General features: G+C 62.0%; 21 protein-coding genes. 16 read left to right on the top strand and 5 right to left on the bottom strand.

Going from position 1 to position 26302, the window contains the following annotated elements; translation table 11 throughout:
* Nucleotides 1-122 precede the first annotated feature (122 nt).
* The 5 genes from R3F00_RS05990 (at nucleotide 123) to R3F00_RS05970 (ending at nucleotide 6503) form a co-directional block, all read left to right on the top strand.
* Entirely contained in the window at nucleotides 123-890 is a 768-nt protein-coding gene (locus tag R3F00_RS05990; protein WP_371280837.1) for a hypothetical protein, read from the top strand.
* A 135-nt stretch (nucleotides 891-1025) separates the two neighbouring features.
* Entirely contained in the window at nucleotides 1026-2018 is a 993-nt protein-coding gene (locus tag R3F00_RS05985) for a hypothetical protein (protein WP_371280836.1), read from the top strand.
* A gap of 105 nt (nucleotides 2019-2123) precedes the next feature.
* Nucleotides 2124-3647, top strand: a complete 1524-nt coding sequence (locus R3F00_RS05980) for a phospholipase D family protein (RefSeq protein ID WP_371280834.1) — start codon at nucleotides 2124-2126, stop codon at nucleotides 3645-3647.
* A 254-nt stretch (nucleotides 3648-3901) separates the two neighbouring features.
* The gene (dusA, locus tag R3F00_RS05975) at nucleotides 3902-4906 is read left to right on the top strand and encodes a tRNA dihydrouridine(20/20a) synthase DusA (RefSeq protein ID WP_371280833.1); all 1005 of its coding nucleotides are present in this window, start codon (nucleotides 3902-3904) and stop codon (nucleotides 4904-4906) included.
* Between the two features lie 301 nt (nucleotides 4907-5207).
* Nucleotides 5208-6503, top strand: a complete 1296-nt coding sequence (locus R3F00_RS05970; protein WP_371280832.1) for an OmpP1/FadL family transporter — start codon at nucleotides 5208-5210, stop codon at nucleotides 6501-6503.
* A 103-nt stretch (nucleotides 6504-6606) separates the two neighbouring features.
* Here the strand turns inward: R3F00_RS05970 and R3F00_RS05965 are convergent, their stop codons facing one another.
* From R3F00_RS05965 to R3F00_RS05945, 5 genes are all read right to left on the bottom strand, one after another.
* Nucleotides 6607-7470 (bottom strand): hypothetical protein, encoded by an 864-nt coding sequence (locus R3F00_RS05965; RefSeq protein WP_371280831.1) that lies wholly within the window; start codon nucleotides 7468-7470, stop codon nucleotides 6607-6609.
* Nucleotides 7457-10423 carry a protein kinase gene (locus R3F00_RS05960; protein WP_371280830.1) on the bottom strand — a complete coding sequence of 989 codons (2967 nt, stop codon included), beginning with the start codon at nucleotides 10421-10423 and terminating at the stop codon, nucleotides 7457-7459. The genes R3F00_RS05965 and R3F00_RS05960 overlap by 14 nt, the downstream gene beginning before the upstream one ends.
* Before the next feature lie 278 nt (nucleotides 10424-10701).
* Nucleotides 10702-11928: a PDZ domain-containing protein gene (locus R3F00_RS05955; RefSeq protein WP_371280829.1), complete on the bottom strand. Its 1227-nt coding sequence runs from the start codon at nucleotides 11926-11928 to the stop codon at nucleotides 10702-10704.
* A gap of 21 nt (nucleotides 11929-11949) precedes the next feature.
* Nucleotides 11950-12513: a hypothetical protein gene (locus tag R3F00_RS05950; protein WP_371280827.1), complete on the bottom strand. Its 564-nt coding sequence runs from the start codon at nucleotides 12511-12513 to the stop codon at nucleotides 11950-11952.
* On the bottom strand, nucleotides 12483-13067 hold the full coding sequence (locus R3F00_RS05945) for an RNA polymerase sigma factor (protein WP_371280826.1): 585 nt from the start codon (nucleotides 13065-13067) through the stop codon (nucleotides 12483-12485). Before R3F00_RS05945 ends, R3F00_RS05950 begins: the two co-directional genes overlap by 31 nt.
* Nucleotides 13068-13307: 240 nt before the next feature.
* Between R3F00_RS05945 and R3F00_RS05940 the strand changes: the two genes are divergently transcribed.
* The 11 genes from R3F00_RS05940 (at nucleotide 13308) to metJ (ending at nucleotide 26230) form a co-directional block, all read left to right on the top strand.
* A complete protein-coding gene (locus R3F00_RS05940; RefSeq protein WP_371280825.1) occupies nucleotides 13308-14579 on the top strand; it encodes an efflux RND transporter periplasmic adaptor subunit in 1272 nt (423 codons plus the stop codon).
* Nucleotides 14580-14751: 172 nt separating this feature from the next.
* Nucleotides 14752-15504: an ABC transporter ATP-binding protein gene (locus R3F00_RS05935; protein ID WP_371280824.1), complete on the top strand. Its 753-nt coding sequence runs from the start codon at nucleotides 14752-14754 to the stop codon at nucleotides 15502-15504.
* Nucleotides 15505-15567: 63 nt separating this feature from the next.
* Nucleotides 15568-16872, top strand: coding sequence for an ABC transporter permease (locus R3F00_RS05930; protein ID WP_371280823.1), 1305 nt, complete (start codon nucleotides 15568-15570; stop codon nucleotides 16870-16872).
* Nucleotides 16873-16973: 101 nt separating this feature from the next.
* Nucleotides 16974-18185: an ABC transporter permease gene (locus tag R3F00_RS05925; protein WP_371280822.1), complete on the top strand. Its 1212-nt coding sequence runs from the start codon at nucleotides 16974-16976 to the stop codon at nucleotides 18183-18185.
* Between the two features lie 183 nt (nucleotides 18186-18368).
* Nucleotides 18369-19712: a sigma-54-dependent transcriptional regulator gene (locus R3F00_RS05920; protein WP_371280820.1), complete on the top strand. Its 1344-nt coding sequence runs from the start codon at nucleotides 18369-18371 to the stop codon at nucleotides 19710-19712.
* Between the two features lie 332 nt (nucleotides 19713-20044).
* On the top strand, nucleotides 20045-21373 hold the full coding sequence (locus tag R3F00_RS05915) for a PAS domain-containing sensor histidine kinase (protein ID WP_371280819.1): 1329 nt from the start codon (nucleotides 20045-20047) through the stop codon (nucleotides 21371-21373).
* Nucleotides 21374-21433: 60 nt separating this feature from the next.
* Nucleotides 21434-22396: an SPFH domain-containing protein gene (locus R3F00_RS05910; RefSeq protein ID WP_371280818.1), complete on the top strand. Its 963-nt coding sequence runs from the start codon at nucleotides 21434-21436 to the stop codon at nucleotides 22394-22396.
* Between the two features lie 12 nt (nucleotides 22397-22408).
* Nucleotides 22409-22855 carry an NfeD family protein gene (locus R3F00_RS05905; RefSeq protein ID WP_371280817.1) on the top strand — a complete coding sequence of 149 codons (447 nt, stop codon included), beginning with the start codon at nucleotides 22409-22411 and terminating at the stop codon, nucleotides 22853-22855.
* Between the two features lie 75 nt (nucleotides 22856-22930).
* Nucleotides 22931-24016 (top strand): glycine cleavage system aminomethyltransferase GcvT, encoded by a 1086-nt coding sequence (gcvT, locus tag R3F00_RS05900; RefSeq protein ID WP_371280816.1) that lies wholly within the window; start codon nucleotides 22931-22933, stop codon nucleotides 24014-24016.
* 96 nt (nucleotides 24017-24112) lie between these two features.
* Nucleotides 24113-24508: a glycine cleavage system protein GcvH gene (gene gcvH / locus R3F00_RS05895; protein ID WP_371280815.1), complete on the top strand. Its 396-nt coding sequence runs from the start codon at nucleotides 24113-24115 to the stop codon at nucleotides 24506-24508.
* Nucleotides 24509-25621: 1113 nt separating this feature from the next.
* Nucleotides 25622-26230: a met regulon transcriptional regulator MetJ gene (gene metJ / locus R3F00_RS05890; protein WP_371280814.1), complete on the top strand. Its 609-nt coding sequence runs from the start codon at nucleotides 25622-25624 to the stop codon at nucleotides 26228-26230.
* Nucleotides 26231-26302: the final 72 nt, after the last annotated feature.

Raw genomic sequence — 26302 nt, 5'->3', positions numbered from 1 at the left:
ATGTACCGCAAACAGACTGAAAAGGTTGCATCCGCGTGCCGGGCCCCGACAACCCGCCCAGAATACGATACAGCCCGCTTGCCGCGTAAAGCTCGACATGCCCGCCGTGACGGCCACCCGCAATGGCTGGACTGTTGATGCCGGTCCGTATCGGGCCGTTCCGCTTCGGCCAGTTCACCATCGCCGTGTGCATGGGTTTCCTGACCACCTCGGACGCGGCTGCCGGGTCTTGTGGCGGTGCGATAGGTGCGTCTTCGGACAATATCTACCGGGGTTTTGACCTTGGTGATGGTCAGTGGGGCGGATTGGGCGATGTCCATTGCGCATTCGCGACGAACTGGATTGCCGGTCTGGGGGCGACCAGGGTTCATCTACCCGGCTTGCCCGAGGATGTCCAACTGGCGGTCTACCTGGATCGGCGCTGGCGACTCTCAGACGACTGGAATGCAAAGCTGGGTCTGATCCACTACGACACCCTGCGTGCGGTCAATCGCCCCGGCCTGCAATACGACGAAGTCAATGCCGCGATCAGCTTTCGCGGACGCTGGCAGGCTTCGCTGGCCTGGTCGCCCGCCGTAGGCAATGCCTATGCCCCCGGCTTCAGCGGCGACAACGCTTGGATGTGGCTGGAAACCGCCTGGCGCCAGCCGCTGGGCGATCGCTTCAGCATCGACATGGGGCTCGGATTCGCGCGTCCTTCGGGTCGAACGCCCGCTGACTACCGTTATGCCAGTGTCGGCATCAATTTCTACTGGAGCGGTGTCGTGTTCAATGCCAGCCACATCTGGACAGACCGACTGACCTATACCTACGACCGGCCCGGCCAATCGTTCGTTTTCGAGCTGCCAGCCCAGCATCGCTGGACCGGTTCGCTGGTCTGGATGTTCTGAGCGCACCGCACGAGATGGGAGAGCTGCGCTGCCTTGCTGGCGTTCACGCTAATATTGCGTTCATTCCTGCCAGATTGAATGGATGCTGCACGTGGGTTTCCGGTGGGAGACATGCATTCAACGAGAGCGAAACCAGTGATCAGGATAGTCGGCCAGACATTGCGAGCATTCGTCGGGATTCTTCTGCTGTCAGGACCAGCATCCGTCCTCGCCCAGGACAGCGCTCCGTTCTTCGAGTGCGCCGATTGCGACGAAGCACGGATGCGTCAGGCCGCTCTCGACGAACCAGGGCTGGGTGTACGCGTCGTCTACAATCTGGATGCGGGCATCATGCTCAAGTTTCGCGTATTCGAAGATCCGGATTGCGCGGTCGAGAGTGAGACCGATGCCGCCTCGATTCTGCAGGCAGGTTGCAGCGCGCCTGGCCTGCGACAAGTCGAGGTTCTGGCGCTCGATGCTTCACTTTCGCTGCCTTTCGCGGCAATGCTCGGCATGCACGTGAATGTCCCTCCGTTCGTGGAGGTCGGCAAGGTTTCGATGCCGATGAGCCTGGTCAATGAAAGACTCGAAGCGCCGCAGGCACCCTTCGACCCCTACCGGATCGCCTTTGACAGATACTCGGGCGACAGCTATCGGAAGTTCGAAGCCGCAGCGGCGGGTGTGATAAGCAACGAGAAGTTGATGCGCCAGGTCAATCCGCCGATCGCAAGCCTGATCTTCGATGTCTGGGCGCCGGTGCGGCTTGCAAGAATCACCGACGGGTCGACGACCGAAGCCATCCCACTGGCTCCGCGCTTCGCGATCAACGACTTCATTGTCGATTTCGTTTCGGAGGAGCAGCACGCTCTGGTCAGCATGCGCTTCACGTCCGCCGACATGGGTATCCTGCAGGCAAGAGATGAAACCGGTGTGCTGCTGCCGGCGCGCGAAGACGTGGAGGTCGATCGCTTCGAACGTCGATTCAGCGGCCCCGGCGCGCTCGACAGCGCCAACCGGCTCGGCAGCTTCCTGCAACGCAACGCCGCCATTCAATTTGTCGAGTTCGATGCCGAGTGCGAAACTGCCTATCTGTTTACCTGCACGAATGGGCAGGATGGGCGCGCGTGCCGGATCGACTGCTCGCCCTGATTTGCCGCGTTCCGGCCTGCGCGTCGATGCTGGAAACTGGCGGCTGCGATATTGTTCCGCTGTCTGACGAGCCTTTCGATGCTCTCGAACTCAGGGGTCCAGCCGATGCAGAGACCGATTGCCTTGCTGCTGGCCATGCTCGTGGCCTCCTGCGCCAGCCTGCCGCAACGGGCCGAGTTGCCGGAGGAATTTGCGTTGCCTCCGGCGGTGAAGGGTTCAATCGCCGAGCGTGTCGAGCCCGCCGAAGCCAGGCATGCGGGGCAGTCGGGCTTCAAGCTTGTCAGCACCGGTTCCGAGGCCTACGCATTGCGCGCGTTCAGTGCCGGAGCGGCGCAATACAGCCTCGATATCCAGACCTACATATGGCATGCCGACCTGACCGGAAAACTGCTTGCCCGGCACGCGCTGACGGCTGCCGATCGTGGCGTGCGCGTGCGCATTCTTGTCGATGATCTCGATGCACGCGCCAAGAGCAGCGGCTTTGCCGCACTCGATGCGCATCCGGATATCGAAGTGCGCCTCTACAATCCTTTCGCCAGCCGCAGCGGGGGCGTGCGCAAGGCTGGCGAGATGGGGTTCGGCTTCAAGCGCCTGAATCACCGCATGCACAACAAGAGCTGGATTGTCGACAACCGGATTGCGCTGGTCGGCGGGCGCAACCTCGGCGACGAATACTTCGGTGCCAGCGAGGCGACCAATTTTGTCGATCTCGATCTGCTCATGGCCGGACCGGTGGTTCCCCAGGTCAGTGCCAGTTTCGACCGCTTCTGGAATTCACCGTCGAACTATCCGATTGCGCAGCTTGATCCCTCCGGTACCGATGTTGCCGCCCTGAATCGATTGCGCACAGCGCTGGACCAGAGTGTCGAGGCACTCGAGACCAGCCCCTACAAGGAGGTACTCAGCGAAAACCCTGCAGTACAGGCCATCCTCGACGACGAGACCCGCCTGCAGTGGACGGCAAACTGGACATTCGTCAGCGACGACCCGCTCAAGGCCCGGCTGGAACCGGGCCAGCGCTCCGCCGTATTGGCCGTGCTGTTGCCGGTCGTGCAGACAGTGAGGAATGATCTGCGTCTGATCTCGCCGTATTTTGTTCCCGGCAAGCAAGGGACATCGACCCTGGTGGGTCTCGTCGATCGAGGCGCACAGGTGCAGATCCTGACCAACTCCCTGGCCGCCAACGATGTCGCCGCGGTGCATGCGGGCTACCGGAAATACAGACCGGCGCTGCTCGAGGGGGGTGTGCAGGTCTGGGAACTCAAGCCCGATGGCGAGCGACGCGGCGGCTATAGCATGGCCGGCTCGTCGGGATCGAGCCTGCATACCAAGGCGGCGATCTTTGACGACCGGCAAATTTTCGTCGGTTCCTACAACCTCGATCCGCGCTCGACTTCGCTCAATTGCGAACAGGGCGTGCTGGTCTCCGATTCGACCCTCGCCAGCGAGCTGACCCGGCTGTTCGTGGCCGAAACAGGAGGTGACGAGTCCTGGCGTGTCAGCGAGACACCCGCCGGTCTCGAATGGAGTGATGGAACCCGTACCTGGGATCGAGATCCCGAGGTGCCTGCCTCGAAGCGCTTCATGACCTGGCTGATCGGGCTGCTCCCGGTCGAAGCGCAACTCTAGGGCAACGCTGGACTATTCGTCTTCAAGCCGCTTCAAAACTGCGAAGCGGGTCAATCCGGTTCCTGTCTCCCTCTCTGAAAACAAAGGCCGGAACCGGATCCCGGCCTGCGCCGGGATGACGAGCAGAGACCTGATCGGTGTGGACTCAAGTCCATGCCGATCAAGTGGCGCAGCCGTCGTGGCCTTCGGAAGGTCCATCAGCGGCTTTCATGACGGTAGCCGAGCCAGGCGACCCGATCCGTTAGAATTGCGAGATGCCCCCCGAATCTCCAACCGACTCCAGCGCGTGGCGACTTTCCGTTGCGCCGATGATGGACTGGACCGATCGTCATTGCCGCTACTTTCATCGCTTGCTGTCTCCGCATGCACGTCTGTATACGGAAATGGTGACCTCGCCTGCACTGATCCACGGCGATCGTGATCGCTTGCTCGGTTTTGATGTCTCCGAGCATCCGGTTGCCTTGCAGCTCGGGGGATCCGATCCGCCCGAGCTCGCGCAAGCCGCCCGTATCGGTGAAGCGTTCGGTTACGACGAGATAAATCTCAATGTGGGATGTCCATCCGATCGCGTCCAGTCGGGTCGCTTTGGCGCCTGCCTGATGCGTGCGCCCGAACTCGTGGCCGATTGCTTTGCCGCGATGCGCGAGGCGGTTGCGATTCCGGTCACGATCAAGTGCCGGCTCGGCGTGGACGCGCAGGATGAATACACCGATTTGCAGCGCTTCATCGAGCGTGTGGCGTCTGCAGGCTGTGCGGTGTTCATCGTGCACGCGCGCAAGGCCTGGTTGAAGGGCTTGTCTCCGAAGGAGAATCGCGACGTTCCGCCACTGAACTACGAGCGGGTCTATCAGCTCAAGCGCGACTTTCCGCAGCTGACGATCATCATCAATGGCGGCATCGACAGCGTGGCGGCCGTGCAATCGCACTTGCAGCACACCGACGGGGCGATGCTCGGCAGAACGGCGTATCACGAACCCTACCGGCTCGCCGAACTGGAATGGGCCATGTACGCGACGCCGTTGCCGGAGCGGGAATCGCTGATCCTGAAAATGCGGCCCTATGTCGAGGCGCATCTGGATTCCGGTGGCAAGTTGCAGCACATCAGTCGGCACTTGCTCGGCCTGTTCCAGGGTTTGCCGGGTGCCCGTGCCTGGCGACGGTATCTGAGCGAGAACGCGCACAGGGCCGACGCGGATTTCAGCGTCATCGAGCACGCGCTTTACGCATGTCAGGCGCGTGGCAGCGCGCAGGCAGCCTGAGCTTTCCGGCTTCCGGCAGCGGAACGGGCCAGGCAGCGCCCCGTGATGCCCGACGCAGCGGGCGCCAGTGCGGCCGAAGCCCCTTCCCTGATCGGTCATTCGCCGCGCTGCAGAGGCTGTCTGCGGCACGCGATATCGGCACTTCAGCCACCCACGCCTGCTGGCAAGCGCCATGCTGCAGTGCATCAATCCTTCGTACTGCATACCGCACCGCCTACTGATACTTCCCCGTTAAGCTCGTGTTATCTTTGCCACCGCAGCTCTACCCGGTTCGCCATTCATTCACTTGGGGAGTCATCGAATGAAAAAGATGCTTGCAACTGCAGTTGCCATCGGATTGATCGGCATGACGGGCCAGGCCGTCGCCATCACCGACAACGAGGCCAATGCCAGCCTGCCTTTCAGTTTCACCAATCCCGGCGCACGCGCGATGGGCATGGGAGGCGCCTTCCTCGGGCTTTCCGACGACGCTTCGGCGGCCTATACGAACCCGGCCGGATTGACCCAACTGGTCAGTCCCGAGATTGCCCTGGAAATTCGTTCGGTAGACACGAACACGCGCTGGCTGGATGGCGGCAACGTTCAATACAACCCGTTCAATTCCTCCGGACTCAATTATTCCTCGCAGAACGACGACACCACATCCCTGCGATCTTTCTCCTTCGTGTACCCGGGCGAGCGCATGTCGTTTGCCGTGTATCGCTACGAAATCGTCAACTACGAAACCGATTTCCAGAGCGCGGGCGCGACCTGGACGACCGGCGACGACAGTGGTCAGTTCGGCGACATCTTTGCCTACGATGTGAACGGCAACCTCGAGATCGAAGTCTATGGCGCCGCCATGGGCTTCAAGGTCAACGATCAGTTCTCGCTGGGACTGGGCATCAACTACTACTACCTCGACATCAGCGCAACGACCGATCGATTCTTCCCGAACGGCGATCCGGGTGTTCGCGAGGCCAGCCTCAACGGTGATGGCGGCTGGGGTTTCAATCTGGGTGCTCGCTGGGCCGCAACGGACTGGATGAGTGTTGGCCTTTCCTGGCGCTATGCCCCCGATCTGAATTATGACTCCCTGCTGACAGCGCCCTACGCACCCGGCGAATCGTTCCTGACCGAAACAGACATGAACGTGCCCGACGTGTTCGGAATCGGATTCAGCTTCCGGCCCAGCGATGCCTGGATCATCAATTTCGACGTGAATCGCGTGTTCTATTCGCAGATTACCGATGACCTGAACTCGGCGTTCGAATCGGATCAGGTCACCGAACTGGATCCGCTCAAGCTGAAGGACGGCACGGAAATCCATCTTGGCACCGAGTACACGTTTGCCACGAAGTATCCGTTCAGCATTCGCGTCGGCGCCTGGCATGATCCTGCGCACGAGATGGTCTATCGCGGAACACCGGCGCCAACGGACTTCAACACGACCTTGCTGCCACCGGTCAATGCGGCGACATTCTCGGCCGGTCGTGGAAGCCAGACCCATTACACCTTTGGTGCCGGCATGGCGTTCAGCAATTTCCAGATCGATCTGGGCGCAGATTTCTCCGACACCAGCGACATGCTCTCGCTCTCGGGCGTCTACCGCTTCTAGCTCCTGCAGTCACCGGTAGAGTCGCCAGCAACCCGTCTTCCCGTCATTGTGGGAAGGCGGGTTTCTTTTTTGCCGTCCGGCAACCGCCGGGTTGGCGAGACGTCTAGCCTCCAGCGTAGAAATTCAGGAATCTCGGAGAGTAGAAGCGTGCATCCGGCTTGAGTCCGGGTTCGCCCTTGCGCGCTTCACTGGCGGCCTCCCTGGCGATACGGGTGGCACCTGAATCGCCATCGAGCTGGGACAGGTTGTAGGCGGCCGCCGCGCGCAAGGTCAGCATGTGCCAGCGCAGCTTCGGCGATGGCGGAACCTTCGTGCTGAGTTTGAGTACGTCGGCGTAGCGACCCGCCAGGTAGGCATCAACCAGTGGGCGCAGGATCTGCTCGGAAACACCCGATGAGCTTCCGCTCGAGCTGGGGGGTGACGGCTGGACCGGGACCTGCGCAACCGGGCGTGGCGGTGGCGTCGGCGGCGGCTTGGGTGGAGCTACTGGCGGCGGCTGCACGGGCGGAGTGGCGTCGACGACTGCCTTGGGCGGAGGCTTGGGCGCAGTCGTGGGCGTTGTCGCAGGCTTGTCCTGGCTGGCCAGCTGACTGCCGCACTTCAGGCGCGCCTCCCGCTCTTCCGCTGCCAATTCGGGAAAGCCCTGAATGAAGGATTCATTGCCGCCCTGTGACCAGAATCGCAACGCTGCCTTGCAATCCCCCTGGCGTTGCGCGGCGAGGCCGGCATAGTGTTGCGGTGCGTAGATTTCGTAGCGTTGGCCGTACACTCGCAGGCGCTTGGCGGGTGTGGCATTGCCGGCCAGGGCACTCTGCATGTAGCGCTCGACGTCAGCCCACTTGCCGTCCTGTGCGGCTTCCAGTCCGCGCGCATAGTCCTGTTTCCAATCGGCCAGAGCGGGTGCGCAGACGAGCATGCCCAGCGTGAGCAGGGCCGCTGCAACTTGCGTTGCCCTAGAGGCCGGCACGATTGATGTACTCCTCGGCGCTCAGGGTAGGGAAACTGCCGCTGGTCTGGCTGCGCTTGCCGGCGCTGACTCGCGCGAACGTCGAGACCGGCTTGCTCGATTGGGGGTGGCGCAAGGTGATGTAGTAGCTTCCCGCAGGAACATTCAGTATCAGCGGCGTACTGCGTTCGGCGGGCAGGGCGACCGGTTTGCGCGAGGCATCCAGGACCTGATCCACCAGACCCCAGGGCAAGGCGTTGATGACCAGCTCGCCATTCTGTGCGGCGGCTTCTTCGTCACGCTGTTTCTGCAAGGCCGCGACACTGGCGTTGGCGGTTGCCGTGATCGTGGCCAGGCGCTTGCTCCCGGTGAGCTTGCTGCTGGCGGCGTTGACGGCCTGGAGACTGGCCTTGCCGGCCTCCAGCGTGCGTGCATTCTGGACATCGTCGGCAAGAACCTTTTCCAGCTGCGCTTCGAAGCGCGCGCTGGCTGCACTGTCGACCTCACGCAGGGTCAGGATGGCCTGCGCGGCAGCGCCGGCGTCCTCGGCACTCATGGGGCGGTTTTGCAGTAGCGCGGCGAGCTGCTTTTCATTCGCTTGCCGCGCCTGTTCGACCTTCAGTTCCGCTTCACGCTTGCGTACCTCACCCGTCAAGCCTGCGATTCTCGAATCCGAGGGGTAGGCCTGTGCAGCCGCATCGGCAAGATCCGAGGCGTATTCAAGGTCGTTGCGTTCGATGGCGCCACGCAGCGCATCGGCCACGACACGCGGCAATGCTTCGCGCATCTTCAGCGCGTCGGCGTTTTGCGGATCCAGCAAGAGCAACTGATCGAGTACATCGCGTGCGTTGTCGGCCGCCGGGGGCAGCAGTTTTCCGGAAGCGATGGAGGAGCGGGCGAGATTCAGCTTCGATGCTATCGCAGCGCGCTGCGATCCCAGTGTCTTCTGTGCTTCATCACGAATGCCGATCGCGGCATTCAGATTGGGATCCACCCGAAGTGCCAATTCGGACCGGTCCAGCGCGACTTCGGCATCCGCGCGGGCCTGTGCGGCCTGGGCTTCGTCCAGGATTCGCGCTGCCAGAGTCTGCTTGAACTCGTTGACCTCGGCATTGTTGCTGTCGACCTGGCGGGCCTGTTCGAACCAGTCGAAGGCGTTGTCGCCGGCGGGATCGCTGACCTTGCCGGCGTTCAGTGCGGAGCGCGCCTTGTCGAGCAATTCCGCGATGCGGCGGGCGCTTTGCTGGCTTGATCGGGCCTGGCGGATTTCCTGATCGAGTGCGGCAAAGGCGGGGTCCGAACCGAACTCCGCTTGCAGCGCTGCCAGAGTTGCGCCGGCCTGCTCGGCATCGCCGGCGCGCAACTGTTCCCGCACGCGAGCAAATTCGGCATCGGTCACGGCTTTCAGGCGCGTCTGCACGTCGCGATTCAGGGGTGCCAGGCTCAATGCAGTGCGCAGCAAGGCATACGCCCCGTCGGGGCCGGTTCGTTGCTGGCGATCCTCCGCCTCTTTCGCCTTGCGCAGGAGTTCGTCGACGCGCGCGGCGACTTCACGCTGTTCCTGCTCTTCGGCAATGCGTTTGACCAGAGCTTGAACCTCGGCGTCATCGGGACTGACCAGGAGGGCCTGATTCGCCTTTTCCCCGGCGATTTCAAGATTGCCGTCACCCAGGGCCTTCTCTGCCTCGCCACGGAGTTGGGCGGCAATCTGTCCCAGCAGTTCCAGGCCGCGCTCGTTTTCGGGATCCTTCTGCAGGACTTTCTGAAGGTCTTCAAAGGCATTCTCGCCGGGCGGTGTCAGCAAGTCGCCGCTGGCGACGAGGCGATCCGCCTCGCGCAGCAGGGTGCGCACCAGGTACTGGTCGTCCTGGCTCAGGGTGCGTGGCTTGAATGCAGCCCAGAGTACGAGTCCGATGATGATGACGCCAAGAACTGCGGCCACGGTCGCGAGCATGCGCGGTCGCTCGCGCATGACCGCGATCATTCGCGAAGTCGTGTGTACGCCGATGGCCGGGTCGGTTTGCGGCATGCGAAGCAGATCGAGGGCAAAGCCGCTGTCGCCGTCGGTGTAGTCACCGGAGAAGCCGAGTGCGCGCAGTCGCTCCGAAGCTGTAGCCGCCGTGATGTCGCCGAGCTTCTTTCCGAGCGCGTCGTTGCCCACGACCAGACCGCGCAGCGCCTTGACGAAGTCCTGCAGGTTATCGAACCGGTCGTTGGGATCCTTGGCCAGCATGCGATCGAAGATCGGCTGCAGCGGTTGCAGGTCATCCGGCAGCGGCGGCGGTGGCTGCAGCGCATGCCCCATCAGTACGTTCATCGGGTTCTCACCGGTGAACGGCGGGCTTCCGGTCAGCATTTCGTAGAACAGGATGCCCAGGGCGTACTGGTCCGCGCGGCCGTCGATTTCGCGCCCGCTGGCCTGTTCCGGGCTCATGTAGGTCGGCGTACCGAGCACCATGCCGGTCTGGGTAATGCGCGATGCAAGGACATCGGATTGCTTGGCAATGCCGAAATCGGTCAACACCGGTGTACTCGAATCGCGGAACATCACGTTCGAGGGTTTCAGGTCGCGATGGATGACGCCATTGCGATGGGCATACTCGAGACCATTCGCGAGCTGGACGACAATGCCGATCGCCTCGCCGAGCGAGAGGCCAGTACGCATGCGTTCCGAGAGCGTCCCGCCCTCGAGCAACTCCATCGAGATATAGGCGATGTCGTCGCGTGTAACGATGTCGTAGACCGCAACGATATTGCGATGCGGCAGCTTCGCCATGGTGCGGCCTTCGAGCAGGAAGCGCCGCTCGAATTCGGGCATGGGCCCGCTGCTCACGCGCAGTTCCCGGCGCATGACCTTGATGGCAACCTTGCGATCCAGCGAATGCTGTATGGCGAGATAGACGGTTGCCATGCCGCCCTCACCCAACTCGCTGATCATCTCGTAGCCAGGAATGTCCTGGATGCCGTCGGTCATGTCCCCTGTCCTCGTGCCGACCGATCATAGCAAAGCGGCGTCGCCGGGCGGTTGCGGAGGCGCTGGAGGTCACGCCCGCCTGGTGCATGCAGGCATGCGCGGAAGCAGGCGGAGGCAGGTCGCGGGGGCTGTCCGCCGGATTGCCGATGCGCGCCATTCGCCGGAAGCCCGGGCACCTCGCTCAGCCAGCAGAGGCGTCTGCCATCGCGATCCTCGCAACCGCTTCGATGAACGACAGGTCGCGGGCAGACGTCACCCGCATTCATTCAGCCTGCGCGCTAGAAGATGGCGGCATCCTCAGGGCTTGTTGGCGGATCCGGTGGCGTCGGTGGCACAGGCGGGGCAGGCGGCGGCGACGGAGGCGGCGGGCTCACAGGCTTGACCGGAGCCGGTGCCTTTGGCGGTTTAGGCGGGGCCGGTGGTGCAGGCGGTGCACCCACGCTGAACAGGGCCTTGTACTTCGGTGCCCTGATCGTCAGCGTCATCGGCTTGCGATCGCGCAGTATGTCGAGCTTCACCAGCTGACCGGCGTCCTGGTCTCGCAAGGTACGCAAGGCCTGTTCGGGCCTTGCCACAGGGGTATCCGCAATCCGGCGTATGACATCACCGGCCTTGATGTCGGGCAGGGCTTCCTCGCTGGCCGAAAGGACGAGAACGCCGCTGTCGGTGCCGAAGTAGTGACCGAGATCCGCGTTCAACGAGGCAAGATTGATTCCCCACCATGGCATGGACTCATGCATCATTTCGAAATGCATGGGGACGGGGTCAGCGCCTTCACCCGCTCCATCATGGCTGCTGCGCCAGGCCAGGGAGCGTGACTGGAGCAAGCTCTTTCGTGCATCCACTGCAGCCTCACGCTCCGCTTCCGAGCCCTGCCGGCTCATGATCACTTCGATGCGGCGCTCGATGTCGCGCTGATGATCCTTGTCGATCGCAGCTTCCAGGTCGGCATCTGCGGCAAACAGGGTTTGCCAGTTCCAGGCCTCGCGACGCTCCGCCTTGACTTCGACCACGGTCGTATCACGGGCACCACGGCGATAACCCAGTCGGACGGCTTCTCCGGGTTTCAGTTTTCCGAGCATGTCGCCCGCCTTCTTGACCGGGTCGCCGCCCGTGCCCAACACCAGCGACTCCCCGTTGATGCTGACCAGCAGGTCACCGCTATGGATGCCAGCGCGCGCGGCCGGACCGTCCGGTGTGACCGCGTCGATGCGTGCTCCCTTGGGCTCGCTTGAAAGGACCACGCCCACCATGGCCCTATCCTGATCGTTCAGGTAGCGGAATGCATAACCCTGCGGACCGACGTCGCCCAGCTCAAGAGAGAGTTCGGCCATGCGTCGCGACAATTCGCCGATCTGCTTGCGCAATTCCGCCAATTCGGCGCGGGTCTGTGCAGCCGCTGCTGCCTTTTCATCGGTCTTGGCGGAGGGTGTCTCTGGCGCCGCAACGAGAGGGCTGGTCTGCAGGAGGACGCCGAGCAGAAGTATCAGGCGTGGTGAAATCATGATCGTTTCCTGGCTCGATTATCAGAATGTGTTGGGTGAGGATTCGGGAAGACCCGCAAAGGCCACGCTTGTCAGCGGTTCGCTGCGGATGCTCGCAAGTTCTTCAAGCAAAGCGACGCGCTGGCGCCATAGCGGCAGTGATTCGGCCTCGTTGCGCGTGGCGGAGAGCTGCACATCGATCAGACCGACGAGGTCCTCGATCTCGGCACTCGCCATCAGGCTGCGTCCATCGCGTGGGGCCTCTCCAGGCAGGCCGCCAAGCCAGGCTTCGAGAATCTTCGAATCTGCGCGCAGCCGTTCGATCTCGCTGATCGGCGACGCCGGCGAAGACACCGCTGGCGATGCGGACGGCACGACCGCAGGTGGCGTATGCGCCGTGTCTGGCCAGATCAACAGCACTCCGAGCAGCACGCTCGCGGCCAGCGCCGCGGGCACCATCCAGCGTCGACGCGAACGCCGCCGACGCAGGCTGTCGGACACCTGCGCGAACAGATCCGGTGGTGGCTCGGCTGTCGGCAGGCCACGCAGGGCCTCGGCGAGCGGATCGAGCGGCTTCATGCCGTCGCCCGGGATGATAAGGAACATGGTTCACCTGCTTCTGGGGTTGCCAGCAGTTGGCGCAAGCGTGCGGTGCCGCGTGCGAGTTGGGATTTGGAAAAACTGACCGAGTTGCCGGTCAACTCGGCGATCTCGGCATGCGTGTGTCCTTCCACGTGATAGAGCCAGATCACGCTGCGTGTCGTGTTGGGCAATTGCCTCAGCGCGGCTTCGAGCAATCCGGATTCGGCCGTAGCCCAGGGTGGCGCCGTTTCCGCAGGCAGCTCGTCGCCGTCATCCAGGGTCTGGTTGGGGCGACCGCGATCGCGGCGCAGGCGCATCAATGCCTCGTTCAGGACGATCTGTCGAACCCACCCCCAGAACGGCGAGCTGCCGCGATACTGGCCGCTGCGTTCAAAAACGCGCAGCAGCGCATCGTGCACGATCTCGCGCGCATCCTCGCTGTTGCCCAGCATGCGCAAGGCGAGATTCCAGGCCGGCCGCTCGAACATCCGGTAGATCTGCTCGAACGCGGCCACATCGCCGCGCTGGATGCGCGCGACGAGAAGGTCGGGGACGTCGATGCAGAAAGTGCTGTTCACGTTGGCTCAGGATGCTCCCGTGCAGGTGATGGTCGCAACGCATGTCCATCGAACCGGGCGGCAGGCCGCGGAGCCTGGCCGCCGGGGCGTCCGCCGTTGTCCGCGGGCTGTGTGCGGACACTGTCCGAACGGTCGGACTACTGCAATAAATGTCTGTTAATCAATCACTTGAGCTCTGGCATGGGTGTTGCTATCACCCAGTGCAAGGGCGGCAGCCGGGTTTCGCCCATGGAGACTTGAATGATTCGTGATACCTCAGCGCAGGACCGCCAGATCAAGCTTGAACCCGGGCGCGGTCGCCGCTGGATCAAGCCAGGCATCGCTGCGCTGGCCGTCATTGTGGTGCTTGCCCTGGTCATACCGACCGCTACGCGGCTGTTTTCCTCGGATATCTCGGCCAACTCGAGCCGACTGCGCGTCGCCGAAGTCAAGCGCGGAACCCTGACACGCGATGTGTCGGTGCAGGGCAGCGTCATTGCGGCCGTCAGCCCGACGCTCTACGCAGCCAACGCGGGCACGGTCACGCTCATGGTCAATGCCGGCGACAAGGTTTCCAGGGACCAGGTGCTGGCCGAAGTGGTGAGCCCGGAACTGAGCAATCGACTGCAGCAGGAGCAGGCGACGCGCGAAAGCCTCGAGATCGAAGTCGAGCGGGCCGGGCTCGACCATCGCAAGCAGCAACTCGCGGCGAAGAAGGTTCTCGATCAGGCCCGCATCGACCAGCAGACGGCGAAACGCGAAGTCGAGCGGACCAAGCGTGCATACGAAGCCGGCGCGATGTCCGAAATGGATTTGCTGCGTACCCAGGATTCACTGGCCAAGGCCGATATCACGGTCGCCAATGCCGAAGCCGACATGAAGCTCGACATTGAAAGCCTGGCCTTCGAGTTGAAGAGCAAGCGCCTGGCACTGGACCGCCAGCGTTTGCTGGCCGAAGACCTGCAGCGCCAGGTCGAAGAACTCAAGGTGCGATCGCCTGTGGATGGGCAGGTCGGCCAGTTGCTGGTTCAGCAGCGCGCCAATGTTGCGGCCAATGCGCCGATCCTGAGCGTCGTCGACCTCAGTGCGCTCGAGATCGAGGTCAAGGTCCCTGAAGTTTTCGCGCATGACCTGTCGATCGGCATGGGCGCCGAAATCCGCGACGGTTCCGGCAACTACGCCGGCGAAATCAGTTCGGTCTCGCCCGAGGTTGTCGATGGCCAGGTCAGCGGACGCATCCGCTTTGTCGACAAGAAGCCTGCGGGCCTGCGCCAGAACCAGCGTCTGACCACACGCATCCTGATGGACGAACATCCCGATGTGCTGATGGTCGAGCGTGGACCGTTTGTGGATACCGGCGCCGGGCGTGTTGCCTACGTTGTTCGCGACGGTGTCGCCGAGCGCACGCCGATCGTGGTGGGCGCAACCAGTCTCAATTCGGTCGAGATCGTTTCCGGTGTCAAGGAAGGTGACCGTATCGTGATTTCAGGCACCGACCAGTTCAATGGCGCACAACGAGTGGCTCTCAACTGATGGGAATGGGGAATCGAGAAACGAGAATGGGTTTGAAGCGGGCTTCATGTCGCGCCGCCTGTTCCGCACACACGAAGTCTTCATCCAGGAGCCACCATCGACACGCATAGAAGTTTTTCCAGATTCCAGATTCCAGATCCCGATTCCCCATTCCCAAGCAGAGGCAAAGCCGATGTTAAAGATGACCCACCTGCAAAAGGTCTACCAGACCCACCTCATCGAAACCCATGCGTTGCGGGATTTCTCGATCCATGTGCGCGAAGGCGAGTTTGTCGCGGTAACCGGTCCTTCGGGCTCGGGCAAGACCACCTTTCTCAATATCGCTGGCCTGCTCGAGGAATTCACGGGTGGCGAGTACCTGCTTGACGGCGTCGACGTGAGTGGCCTCAACGACAATGCCCGTTCAAAGCTGCGCAACGAGAAAATCGGTTTCATCTTCCAGAGCTTCAACCTGATTCCGGACCTCAACCTCTTCGACAACGTCGACGTGCCGCTCCGCTATCGCGGCTTTGCGGCGGCGGATCGCAAGAAGCGCATCGAGGAATCGCTGACCAGGGTGGGCCTGTCTTCGCGCATGAAGCACTACCCGTCCGAACTGTCGGGCGGACAGCAGCAGCGTGTCGCGATCGCGCGTGCGCTTGCCGGTTCGCCGCGACTGCTGCTGGCGGATGAGCCGACCGGAAACCTCGATTCCCTGATGGCGCGCGGTGTCCTCGAGCTGCTTGAGGAAATCAACCGCCAGGGTACGACCATCGTCATGGTCACTCATGACCCGGAGCTTGCCGCCCGTGCCCAGCGCAATGTGCACGTCATCGATGGCCAGGTCACCGATTTCGATGACGTCCCGCGATTGCGCGAGGCGCATTCAGGGGGTGGAAGTCACGCGTCCGAAGATCGTTTTGCGAGCGCCTCGAACAGCCAGTAAGAGTCGGTCCAGACGTCGCCATCGTGAGACGAATCCCGACTCCCCAATCCCGGACTCAAAGCCATGTTTACCTACTATCTACAACTCGGCATGCGCAGCCTGCGCCGCAACCCGATCCTGACCGCGCTGATGGTCGTCGGCATCGGTTTGGGCATTGCCGCCAGCATGACAACGCTGACCGTCATGCACCTGATGGGCAGCGATCCGATTCCCTGGAAGAGCGACAAGCTGCACTACGTGCAACTCGACAACTGGAGTGCGGACGAAGCCTATTACGACGATGGCCGGCCGCCGGACCAGGTCACCTACCGCGATGCGGTCGCCCTGATGGAGGCAGGCAAGGCGGACAAGCAGGCAGCCATGTTCAAGCTGGCCCTGCCGTTCCAGCCGGACAACAAGGATCTGAAGCCGTTTCGTGCGCTCGGCCGCGTCACCTACACGGATTTCTTCGGCATGTTCGAGCCGCCGTTCCGGTACGGGGCGCCGTGGAGCAAGGCCCAGGACGCCGCCCATGAGCGGGTCATCGTCCTTGGCAAGGATCTCAACGAAAAACTCTTCGGTGGCCAGGACAGCGTCGGCAAGAGCGTGCGCATGGACGACATCGACTACACCGTGGTCGGCGTGCTCGACGACTGGAATCTGCGTTCGCGCTACTACGATCTGACCAATGGACCCTTCGAGGATCCTGACGAGTTCTTCATGCCGTTTACGACCGCGATCGACCTGAAGCAGCGTTCGACCGGCAACAACAGCTGCTGGAAGTCGCCTGGCGACGGATGGGATTCCTACCTCGATTCGGATTGCGTCTGGATGCAGATGTGGGTTCAGCTCGATTCGCCGCAGCGACTGGCCGAATATGCGTCGTTCCTCGACAGCTATGTCGGCGAACAGAAGAAGCTCGGCCGCTTTCCGCGACCGCTCAACAATCGGCTGCTCGACGTCAATGAATGGATCGCCGACCAGGAAGTCGTCTCCAGCGATGTCCAGGTGCAGACGGGTCTGGCCTTCGCCTTCCTCATTGTCTGTCTGGTCAACACCGTTGGGCTCCTGCTGGCGAAATTCACGCGCAAGTCCGGAGAAATCGGCCTGCGTCGCGCACTTGGTGCGAGCCGGCGCGATGTTTTCAGCCAGTTCCTGATCGAGTCCGGCGTGGTCGGATTGAGCGGAGGCATTCTCGGACTGGCACTGACCGGACTTGGCTTGCTAGGCGTACGCAGCCTCTACTCGAGCCTCAAGACAGTCACCCAGCTCGACTGGACGATGATTGGCGTCACGATTGCACTGGCAGTCGTGTCTGCCATCCTCGCCGGTCTCTATCCAACCTGGCGCGCGTGCCGCGTCCAGCCCGCAGCGCAGTTGAAGATCTGATTGCCGGGAATCGGTAGCAGGAGGATGGCAAGAGCGTCCAGCTCGCGCCGACCCCTCATCCGATTCCCCATTCCCCATTCCCCATTTCCCGGAACAAAGCCATGGAAATCCGCCCGATACTCTCCGCCCTGATGCGCAGCAAGGTTTCGATGATCCTGATCGGCCTTCAGGTTGCACTGACTCTGGCCATTGTCTGCAATGCCTTGTTCATCATCGGGCAGCGCGTTGATCAGATGAATCGTCCCAGCGGCATGAACGAATCCGATACGTTCTATTTCAGCAGTTCCGGATTCGGCGAGGGATTCAACCCGGCGGCGACCATCGGCGAGGACCTCGCCGTGCTGCGTTCGATGCCTGGAGTCGCCGAAGCCACGAGTACCAATTCCGTGCCGATGAGCGGAGGCGGGTGGGGCACCGGCCTCAGCTTGCAGCCCAACCAGAAAACCTCCACGGCAGGTACGACGATCTACCTCGTCGACGACCGGGCACTCGATACCTTCGGCGTGAATCTCGTTGCCGGACGCAACTTCAAGCCAGAAGAAATGACGACCGTCAATTTCGGCGATGAGCTGAAGCCTTCGGTCATTATCGTGACCAAGGCCCTTGCCGAGAAGCTGTTCCCGGGCGAGAACGCCATCGGCAAGCAGGTCTACATGGGCGAGGAACCTCCGACCAGCACGATCGTCGGTATCGTCGAGAAAACCCAGCAACCCTGGATGGAAAGCGACGAAGTGGAAAATTCGACGTTTGTTCCGGTCTACATGCCTTTTGGCAATAGCACGCGCTACCTGGTTCGCGCCGAGCCGGGTCGACGTGATGAAGTTCTCAAGGCGGTCGAGCAGAAGATGGCCGAGACCAACACGAGCCGCATCATCGGCAAGATGCGCACCATGGAAGAAACCCGGCAGGAAGCCTATGCCGGCGATCGCGCCATGGCGATCATTCTCGGCGTGGTGATCGTGGCCCTGCTCGGCATCACCGCTCTGGGTATCGTTGGCATGGCCAGCTTCTGGGTCGCCCAGCGCACGCGCCAGATCGGAACGCGCCGTGCCCTCGGCGCGTCGCGCAAGAACATCCTGCGTTACTTCCAGACCGAGAACTTCATCATCACCACGCTTGGGCTGGTTGTCGGTGCGGTGCTCGCCTACGCCTTCAGTTTGTGGATGATGCAGACCTACCAGTCGCCGCGCCTGCCCTGGTACTACGTGCCGGTCGGTTTCATCTGCCTTTGGGCGCTGGGGCAGCTTGCGGTGCTGGGGCCGGCCATGCGCGCCTCCCGAGTGCCGCCGGCAGTGGCGACGAGAAGCGTCTGAAGGCAGGGAGTGGAGAAGAGGGAATAGGGAATTGGCAAACGCAAGAGCCGTGAGAGGGCTGCAGCTTTCGCCGCTTCAAACCCATTCCCCATTCTCCATTCCCAATTCCCGCTAAAATGTAACCCTTTCGCGCCTGGCTGCATCCAAGCAGCCATGCGTCGATGTCCTGAACGAACCCGAGCCATGCGCACCGTACTGGTGATCGACGACAATCCTGCCGTAGGCACGGCGCTAGACGTGCTGTTTGGCTTGCGCGACATCCGCACGCTCCTGGCGACGTCGCCAGCGGAAGGCCTTGCCGTGCTGGCTCGGGAGGAGGTTGACCTCGTTGTCCAGGACATGAACTTCAGCGCCGATACCACCTCGGGAGAGGAAGGCATCGAGCTGTATCGCTCGATCCGCCGCGACTATTCCGATTTGCCGATCATCCTGCTTACGGCATGGACGCGACTGGAGACCGCCGTCGAACTGGTCAAGGCCGGTGCGGGCGACTACATCGGCAAGCCCTGGGACGACAACAAGCTGCTGGCGACGGTCGAGAACCTGCTCGAACTCTCGGAGGCGACCCGCGAAGTGTCCCGTTTCCGCGATGAGCGCCGCCGTCGGCGCAAGCAGCTCGACGAAAAATACGATCTGCGCGGTATCGTGTTCTGCTCCAGCGCAATGGAGCGCGTGGTCGAACTGGCCTGCCAGGTTGCGCGCGCGGACGTGTCGGTACTGATCACCGGGCCGAATGGCGCCGGCAAGGAGCGCATTGCCGAGATCGTGCAAGCCAACTCGACGCGTGCAGAGGGACCTTTCCTGACCGTGAATTGTGGCGCGCTTCCCTCCGAATTGATCGAAGCCGAATTGTTTGGCGCCGAGCCCGGCGCCTATACCGGCGCACCCAATCGAGCCCGGGAGGGTCGCTTTGAGGCAGCCGATGGCGGCACGCTGTTTCTCGATGAGATTGGCAACCTTCCGCTGGCCGGGCAGATGAAGCTGCTGCGCGTGCTGGAGACCGGACAGTTCGAGCGCCTCGGATCCAGCAAGACCCGGCAGGTGGCCGTGCGCGTGATCAGTGCAACCAATGCGGATCTTGCCGCCAAGATCCAGGATCACAGTTTCCGCGAGGATCTGTTCTACCGCTTGAATGTCATCGAGCTTCGCCTGCCTGCATTGTCCGAGCGCAGCGACGACATCCTGCCGCTGGCCGAACATTTCCTGCAGGGCAGGGCGACCCTGGACAGCGGAGCGCGTTCGGCCTTGTCGGCGCACGCCTGGCCCGGCAATGTACGCGAGCTCAAGAATGCGATTGACCGGGCCAGTCTGCTGTGCAGCGACGGCGTCATCACCGCGCGTGACCTGGCCCTCGGTCCCGCGCGCATGCCGGGGGGTCGCATGGCGCCGGAATCCGAACCCGACAAGGGCATGATCGAGGCCGCCTTGCAACGTGCTCGCGGCGTGATCAGCCAGGCCGCGGCGGATCTGGGCCTGTCTCGTCAGGCGCTGTATCGGCGTATGGAAAAGATGGGCATCGAGACCTGACCGGCTGGTAGCGCCCGCATCCAGGCAGTGCAATGCCATGTCCCCGACCCTCGACGCCGTGACGGTCAGCATGAGGCCATCGAGCGCGTCGGCGCGTGCAAGGCCACGGGACGGCGCCCATCGCACCGTGTCGACGCGTGCGAGCCGCACCAGCCCGCAGTCGAATATCCGGATGCTGTATGCCGAGCCTTCGTTTCGCCTATCCTCGGCAAGGTAGGGAGGCGAGTCCCGAGAGTCGCTGCACGTCCGCGCCGAGGTCGGTTGGCAAGAGGTTCGGGCGGCTGCACGATCGGTTCGCCGATATTCCACAGGGCTCTGGATTCCGGATCATCATGCGCATCTTTTCACTGGAGGGAAAACTTGCGGCCGCCCTGTTCGGCTGGGTGCTGCTGACCGCGGCAGCGGTCGTCGCGGTTTCGCTTTGGCTGGATTCGGTGGCACTCGCGGCATTCGTCGCCGCACTAGCCCTGCTGGTGCCCTCGCTCGTTCTTGCGCGACGCCTGGCCAGTCCCGTGGCCGGACTGATACGCGCCTTGTCCGGAAGCGTTTCGGCCTTTGGCGATGGGGATTTCAGTTTCTCCATTCGCAACAGGCGGCGTGACGAGGTGGGCGACCTGGTCGAAGCGCACAACGAACTGGGCCGCGTCCTGCGCGACCAGCGCCAGAATCTCTTCCAGCGCGAACTGCTGCTCGACACGGTGGTACAGAACACGCCCAATGCGCTGGTCCTGGTCGAGCCGGGCGGACATGTCGTTCACGCGAATCTCGCCGCTCGCGCACTGCTCAATGACGGCCGTGCCATGAATGGCATCCGCTTCGACCAGATCGTCGCTGAAGCAGCCCCCGAACTAGCGCAGGCCCTGTCCGGCGAACAGGATGCCCTTTTCAGCGTGCAGCTTGGCGAGGAGGAAGAAACCTTTCATCTTTCCCAGCGCGAATTCAAGCTGCAGGGGCGCACCCATCGCATGGTCATGCTGCGACGGATGACGCGCGAGCTTTCGCGCCAGGAAGTCGCAACCTGGAAAAAGGTCATCCGCGTCGTCAGTCATGAACTCAACAATTCACTGGCACCGATCCGCTCACTCGCCCACTCGGGCCGCGAGCTGGCGAGGATCGGCGAACTGGCGAAATTGGGTCTGGTGTTTGACACGATAGAGGAGCGCGCGGCGCATCTGGGCAGCTTCGTGCAGGGTTATGCGCATTTCGCCAAGTTGCCGACTCCCCAGCTGGCGAGCGTGGAGTGGAGGCCGTTCCTGGAAACGCTGGGACAGCATTCCCGGTTCCGACTCCTCGAGCCTGCTCCGACGGGGTCCGCACGGTTTGACCGTGGCCAGATCGAGCAGTTGCTGATCAACCTGCTCAAGAATGCCGGTGAGTCGGGAAGCGATCCTGCCGAGGTGGAACTTGCCATCCGCACGCGAGAGGCCGAGGTGCGCATCGAGGTGCGCGACCGCGGGCCTGGCATGAGCGAGGCGGTGCTTGCCCATGCCCTGCTGCCCTTCTACTCGACCAAGCGCAGCGGAACCGGACTGGGGCTGGCACTGGCTCGCGAGATCGCCGAAGCGCACGGCGGGCGCCTGCAATTGGCGAACCGGCCCGAGGGAGGCCTCAGCGTCTGCCTGACCCTGCCGCAGCCCGCCAGCGCGTCGGCCGCCTCCTGACATACTCTTGTGCCCGAAGTCCTGCTAGATTGACGGCATCAATCGTGCCGGGAGAGCGCCGTGACTGGATTTTTTGGAATCATCGTTGTCGTTCTGGTCTTTATCGCTCTGGCCAAGCTGGTGCGCATCGTACCCCAGGGCTACGAATGGACCGTGCAGCGCTGGGGCAAGTACACGCACACCTTGACGCCCGGTTTCCATCTGCTTGTGCCGATCGTGCAAAGCGTGGGCCACAAGATCAACATGATGGAGCAGGTGCTCGACGTACCGTCGCAGGAAGTCATCACCAAGGACAACGCGGTGGTTCGCGTCGATGGCGTCGTGTTCTACCAGGTGCTCGATGCGGCCAAGGCAGCGTATGAGGTTTCCAATCTCGAGCAGGCATCGCTGGCCCTGGTCATGACCAACATCCGCACCGTGCTCGGCTCGATGGATCTCGACGAATCATTGAGCAAGCGCGACGAGATCAACGCCAAACTGCTGGCCGTTGTCGATGAAGCGACACATCCTTGGGGGGTCAAGGTGACCCGCATCGAGATCAAGGACATTTCGCCGCCGCGCGACCTGATCGAGTCGATGGCACGCCAGATGAAGGCCGAGCGCGAAAAGCGCGCCAACGTGCTCGAAGCCGAAGGCTTCCGTCAGGCGGCCATCCTCAAGGCCGACGGCGAGAAGCAGGCGGCGATTCTCGAAGCGGAAGGCGAAAAGGAAGCGGCGTTCCGCGAGGCCGAGGCGCGCGAGCGACTGGCAGAAGCCGAAGCCAAGGCGACGACGATGGTCTCTGATGCGATCGCCGGTGGCGACATCAACGCGATCAACTACTTTGTCGCCAACAAGTATGTCGAGGCACTCAAGGAAATGGCGCACTCGCCAAACCAGAAGATGTTGATCCTGCCGTTCGAGGCAACCGGAATTCTTGGCTCGCTGGCCGGAATCGCCGAGATTGCCAAGGGCGCGTTCGACAAGTCCGATGCGAAGGCGCCACCACCCCCGCCGCGCCCGACCGGCCCTGTCATCCGCTAGGTTGGAGTTGCAATGGACGATTTCATTTCCAAGCTGCTCGGAAGCTATGGCTGGTGGCTGCTGGCCCTGTTGCTGATTGCGGCAGAGCTGGTCGCCCCAGGTTACTTCCTGCTCTGGATCGGCCTGGCGGCCGCAGTCATGGGACTGCTCATGCTGTTGTTTCCCGACCTGGGCTTCATTGCCCAGGCCGTTGTCTTTGGCGTGCTCTCGGTCCTGATCTGCTTCGTCTACTGGAAATACATTCGACCGGCGACCGAGTTGCGCGACGACCAGCCGCTGCTCAACCGCAAGGGCGCGCGCATGATCGGACGCCACGTCACCGTGGTCGAGCCCATCGTCAACGGTCGAGGAAAGGTGAAGATCGGCGACTCGGTCTGGCTGGCCGAGGGTGATGACAGGGAAGCCGGTTCGGTTGTCGAGGTCCTCAGCGTCAATGGCACGACGCTGACAGTCAGGTAGTGCGGTGGTTGGGGAGGGTTCGGCAAGCCTGAGCCGCATTCCCTATAATCCGCGCCTCAGAAGAAGGCGCAGGACATGACACGGAAAACCATCCTCAACGATTCGCATCGCGCCCTGGGCGCAAAGATGGTCGACTTTGGCGGCTGGGACATGCCGCTGAATTATGGCTCCCAGATCGAGGAGCACCACGCCGTGCGCCGTGATGCCGGCATGTTCGACGTGTCGCACATGACCGTCGTGGACCTTGAAGGGCCGCGTACCCGCGAATTTCTTCGCAGCCTGTTTGCCAACAGCATCGACAAGCTGAAGAAGCCTGGCAAGGCACTGTATTCGTGCATGCTGAACGAAAACGGCGGAGTCATCGATGACCTCATCGTCTATTACGTCAGAGACGGATTCTTCCGTACCGTCGTGAATGCCTCGACGCGCGAGAAGGATCTCGCCTGGATCAACCTGCAGGCGAAGGCATTCGATGTGCGCGTCAGCGAACGCGCCGACCTTGCCATGATTGCCGTGCAGGGTCCGAATGCGCGCGCAAAAGCCGCTTCGCTGTTCAGCGCGGAAACGGCGCAGCACGCGCTGGCCATGGGCAAGTTCGTCGCCATCGAAGGCGACGACTTGTTCATCGCGCGGACCGGCTACACCGGCGAAGACGGCTTCGAGATCATCGTGCCCGAAACTGCGGCGGTAGACCTCTGGGATCGACTGCTTGCGGCGGGCGTGGTGCCGGCCGGCCTCGGAGCTCGTGACACGCTGCGCCTTGAGGCCGGCATGAACCTGTACGGGCAGGACATGGACGACACCGTATCGCCTCTGGAAGCCGGACTCGAATGGACCGTTTCCCTGGATGAAGGGCGCGATTTCATCGGTCGCGACGCCTTGCTTGCGCAGAAGGCAGCGGGTGTGGAGCGTTGCATGGTTGGCCTTGTCATGGACGAGAAGGGTGTCCTTCGCCACGGCCAGACCGTGCTCACGGCCTCGGGCCAGGGTGAAGTGCTCTCCGGAACCTTTTCGCCGACGCTCGGAAAGGCCATTGCCTTTGCCAGGATCCCGGCCGGCGTCAGCGAGGGCGTCCGCGTCGATATCCGTGGTCGAGAAGTGCCCGTCCGGGTGGTCCGGTATCCATTCGCGCGGGACGGAAGGTCAACCATCGGCGACTGAATCCGTTGTGCCTTGCGCGACCTCGCCAAAGTTTCGGGATAAACTCGAAGTTCGAGATCAATTCCAATCCACGAATTCCAATCCAGGCCTGCAGACATGAAAGAAATTCCCGGCGATCTGAGCTTCCTTAAGTCACACGAGTGGGTGCGCGTCGAGGATGACGGTACCGCCACGATCGGTATCTCTGATCATGCCCAGGGATTGCTGGGTGATCTCGTCTATGTCGAATTGCCGAACGTCGGCGACATGGCGAAGGTCGGCACCGCTGCTGCGGTCGTCGAATCCGTCAAGGCGGCATCGGACGTTTACGCTCCGGTCAGCGGAGAGATCGTGGCAGTCAACGAAGATCTTGCGGACAAGCCGGAGACGATCAATGAAGATCCCTACGGAGAAGGCTGGATGTTCGTGGTCAAGCTTTCCGATCGCGATGAGCTGAAGGACTTGCTCGATCCGGATGCTTACGCCGAGTTGATTGAAAGCGAAGAGGGCTAGGGCAACGCTGAACAAGTGGCACAATCGTCATGGCATTCAGAAGGTCTGCCAGTCGTGCTGCGAGGCGAAGTGAAGGCGGGTGGCCCCGGCAAGACTCGCGGTGCGGCTGGCGGGCCTTCTGAAAGCCACCTGTCTCAATAGAGAACCAATCGGTCAGGCGACGCCTGTCTGCGCGCAGCTCCTTGTTGCGCTGCCTTGAAGCGACTGCATGGATGCAGGAGGTAGAGCAACGCAGGAGCAGTTGCCGAGACGGCCGGTCCATTTGCGTCAGCGCGGCGCGATCTGCACGCAGACAGACGTCGTGACGATTGCGCCAGTTGTTCAGCGTTGACCCAGGCTCTGTTTGCCAAACGACGCGGCAGAAAAAGAGGACCGGGAGACCGGTCCTTTTTTGTGCGGCAAATAGCGAGCCGCCGAATTGCCGGAAAGCCGTCAGGGCGAGGGAGCCGAATGGCGGTTCGCCCGTAGCTGCGCCGCAAGGACCATGCAGCCGCGCGACGGGTTTGAACTCGCGGACCGGTCGCATGATCTGGATGGGTACGATCGTCGACAGCAGCGATGCGGATGCTTCGTTCCGAACATCGTTCGATCGCGAGACGCGCGCGTGATCTTCGCCAGAAAGTTTCCTGTTCGCGTCTTTCGATCGTGTTCCAGGCCCGAAGTGGATGCGCGATTCCGGGTCTGTCCGGGCAAGCACTGAAGGTGCGGTTTGCGCCGGATATGGCAAATTTCGGTCGAAAATGTCCGTGCGACGAAAATATTTTTCGACCCTGTTTTCGACGATTTTTGCGCGTGGCTTGCTGCTTGTTCGTCGATACCATTGATCGCTGCGCACACTCAATGACGTGGAATGCACGCAGTGCGTGTGCGAGCGAAAATCAGGCAAAACACGCTGTATCCCCCGCAAATGCTGGCTATTAGAGCATTGCGGGTTTTCCATGTATGGCAGTATAGCCGTATATACGTCTAAAACAGACTGCCGGGATAGTCCGCTGATCCATGCGGCGGGTCGGAAATTCAGCTGCGGAAACTGGTTTTCGAAGTTGACCGTGAGGGCAAGAAATCTGTTGACACGCGGGCTTGACAGGAATAATTTTCGCCGCAGTAACACAGATGACGCAAAAAGGAATCATGGCTGCAACCAGATTCGTCGATCCATACATCGAGCACGGCCTGAAATCATCGGCCGTAAGAAAGATCACGGTATCGATCCCGCTCCACATCCTTAGATTACTTTCCGATGAACGTACCCGGCGTCAGGTCGCCAACCTGCGCCACGCCACAAACAGCGATTTGCTGTGCGAGGCATTTCTTCATGCTTTTACTGGGCAACCACTGCCAACTGACGAGGAGTTAAGACGCGATATGGCTACCAAGAAAGCAACAGCGAAAAAGAAACCTGCGGCGAAGAAGAAACCCGCAGCCAAGAAAGCAGCCAAGAAGGCGACAAAGAAGGCAACAAAGAAAGCAGCAAAACGACCAGCAGCCAAGAAGGCTGCCAAGAAGGCCGTAGCCCGCAAGGCACCGGCTCGGAAAAAGGCTGCAAAGAAGAAAGTGGCCAAGACGGCCAAGAAGGCGCCAGCAAGGAAGAAGACAGCCAGGAAGAAGACGGCCAAGGCCAAGGCTGTCACGGCGGTGAAGAAGGCTCCGGCGAAGAAGGCCGCTGCCAAGAAAGCACCTGCCAAGAAGAAAGCTGCGAAGAAGGCAGCCAAGAAGAAATGATTTCTTCGGGCCGGCCGCCTCTGCGGCCGGCCATTGACTGGACGCCGCGCATCACCACTTTGATGCAAGGCA

Origin of the sequence: Dokdonella sp. (assembly GCF_041395345.1) — a bacterium.
Taxonomy (GTDB): Bacteria; Pseudomonadota; Gammaproteobacteria; order Xanthomonadales; family Rhodanobacteraceae; genus Dokdonella.
Note: the sequence above shows the minus strand (reverse complement) of the source record. Positions and strands in the feature narration are given on the sequence as shown.

Coding starts and splice junctions, on each gene's coding strand:
- R3F00_RS05955 (WP_371280829.1), bottom strand. CDS start 11,928: ATGATTTCACCACGCCTGATACTTCTGCTCGGCGTCCTCCTGCAGACC.
- R3F00_RS05990 (WP_371280837.1), top strand. CDS start 123: ATGGCTGGACTGTTGATGCCGGTCCGTATCGGGCCGTTCCGCTTCGGC.
- dusA (WP_371280833.1), top strand. CDS start 3,902: ATGCCCCCCGAATCTCCAACCGACTCCAGCGCGTGGCGACTTTCCGTT.
- R3F00_RS05970 (WP_371280832.1), top strand. CDS start 5,208: ATGAAAAAGATGCTTGCAACTGCAGTTGCCATCGGATTGATCGGCATG.
- R3F00_RS05940 (WP_371280825.1), top strand. CDS start 13,308: ATGATTCGTGATACCTCAGCGCAGGACCGCCAGATCAAGCTTGAACCC.
- metJ (WP_371280814.1), top strand. CDS start 25,622: ATGACGCAAAAAGGAATCATGGCTGCAACCAGATTCGTCGATCCATAC.
- R3F00_RS05950 (WP_371280827.1), bottom strand. CDS start 12,513: ATGTTCCTTATCATCCCGGGCGACGGCATGAAGCCGCTCGATCCGCTC.
- R3F00_RS05905 (WP_371280817.1), top strand. CDS start 22,409: ATGGACGATTTCATTTCCAAGCTGCTCGGAAGCTATGGCTGGTGGCTG.
- R3F00_RS05960 (WP_371280830.1), bottom strand. CDS start 10,423: ATGACCGACGGCATCCAGGACATTCCTGGCTACGAGATGATCAGCGAG.
- R3F00_RS05915 (WP_371280819.1), top strand. CDS start 20,045: ATGCGCATCTTTTCACTGGAGGGAAAACTTGCGGCCGCCCTGTTCGGC.
- R3F00_RS05930 (WP_371280823.1), top strand. CDS start 15,568: ATGTTTACCTACTATCTACAACTCGGCATGCGCAGCCTGCGCCGCAAC.
- gcvT (WP_371280816.1), top strand. CDS start 22,931: ATGACACGGAAAACCATCCTCAACGATTCGCATCGCGCCCTGGGCGCA.
- R3F00_RS05980 (WP_371280834.1), top strand. CDS start 2,124: ATGCAGAGACCGATTGCCTTGCTGCTGGCCATGCTCGTGGCCTCCTGC.
- R3F00_RS05920 (WP_371280820.1), top strand. CDS start 18,369: ATGCGCACCGTACTGGTGATCGACGACAATCCTGCCGTAGGCACGGCG.
- gcvH (WP_371280815.1), top strand. CDS start 24,113: ATGAAAGAAATTCCCGGCGATCTGAGCTTCCTTAAGTCACACGAGTGG.
- R3F00_RS05935 (WP_371280824.1), top strand. CDS start 14,752: ATGTTAAAGATGACCCACCTGCAAAAGGTCTACCAGACCCACCTCATC.
- R3F00_RS05925 (WP_371280822.1), top strand. CDS start 16,974: ATGGAAATCCGCCCGATACTCTCCGCCCTGATGCGCAGCAAGGTTTCG.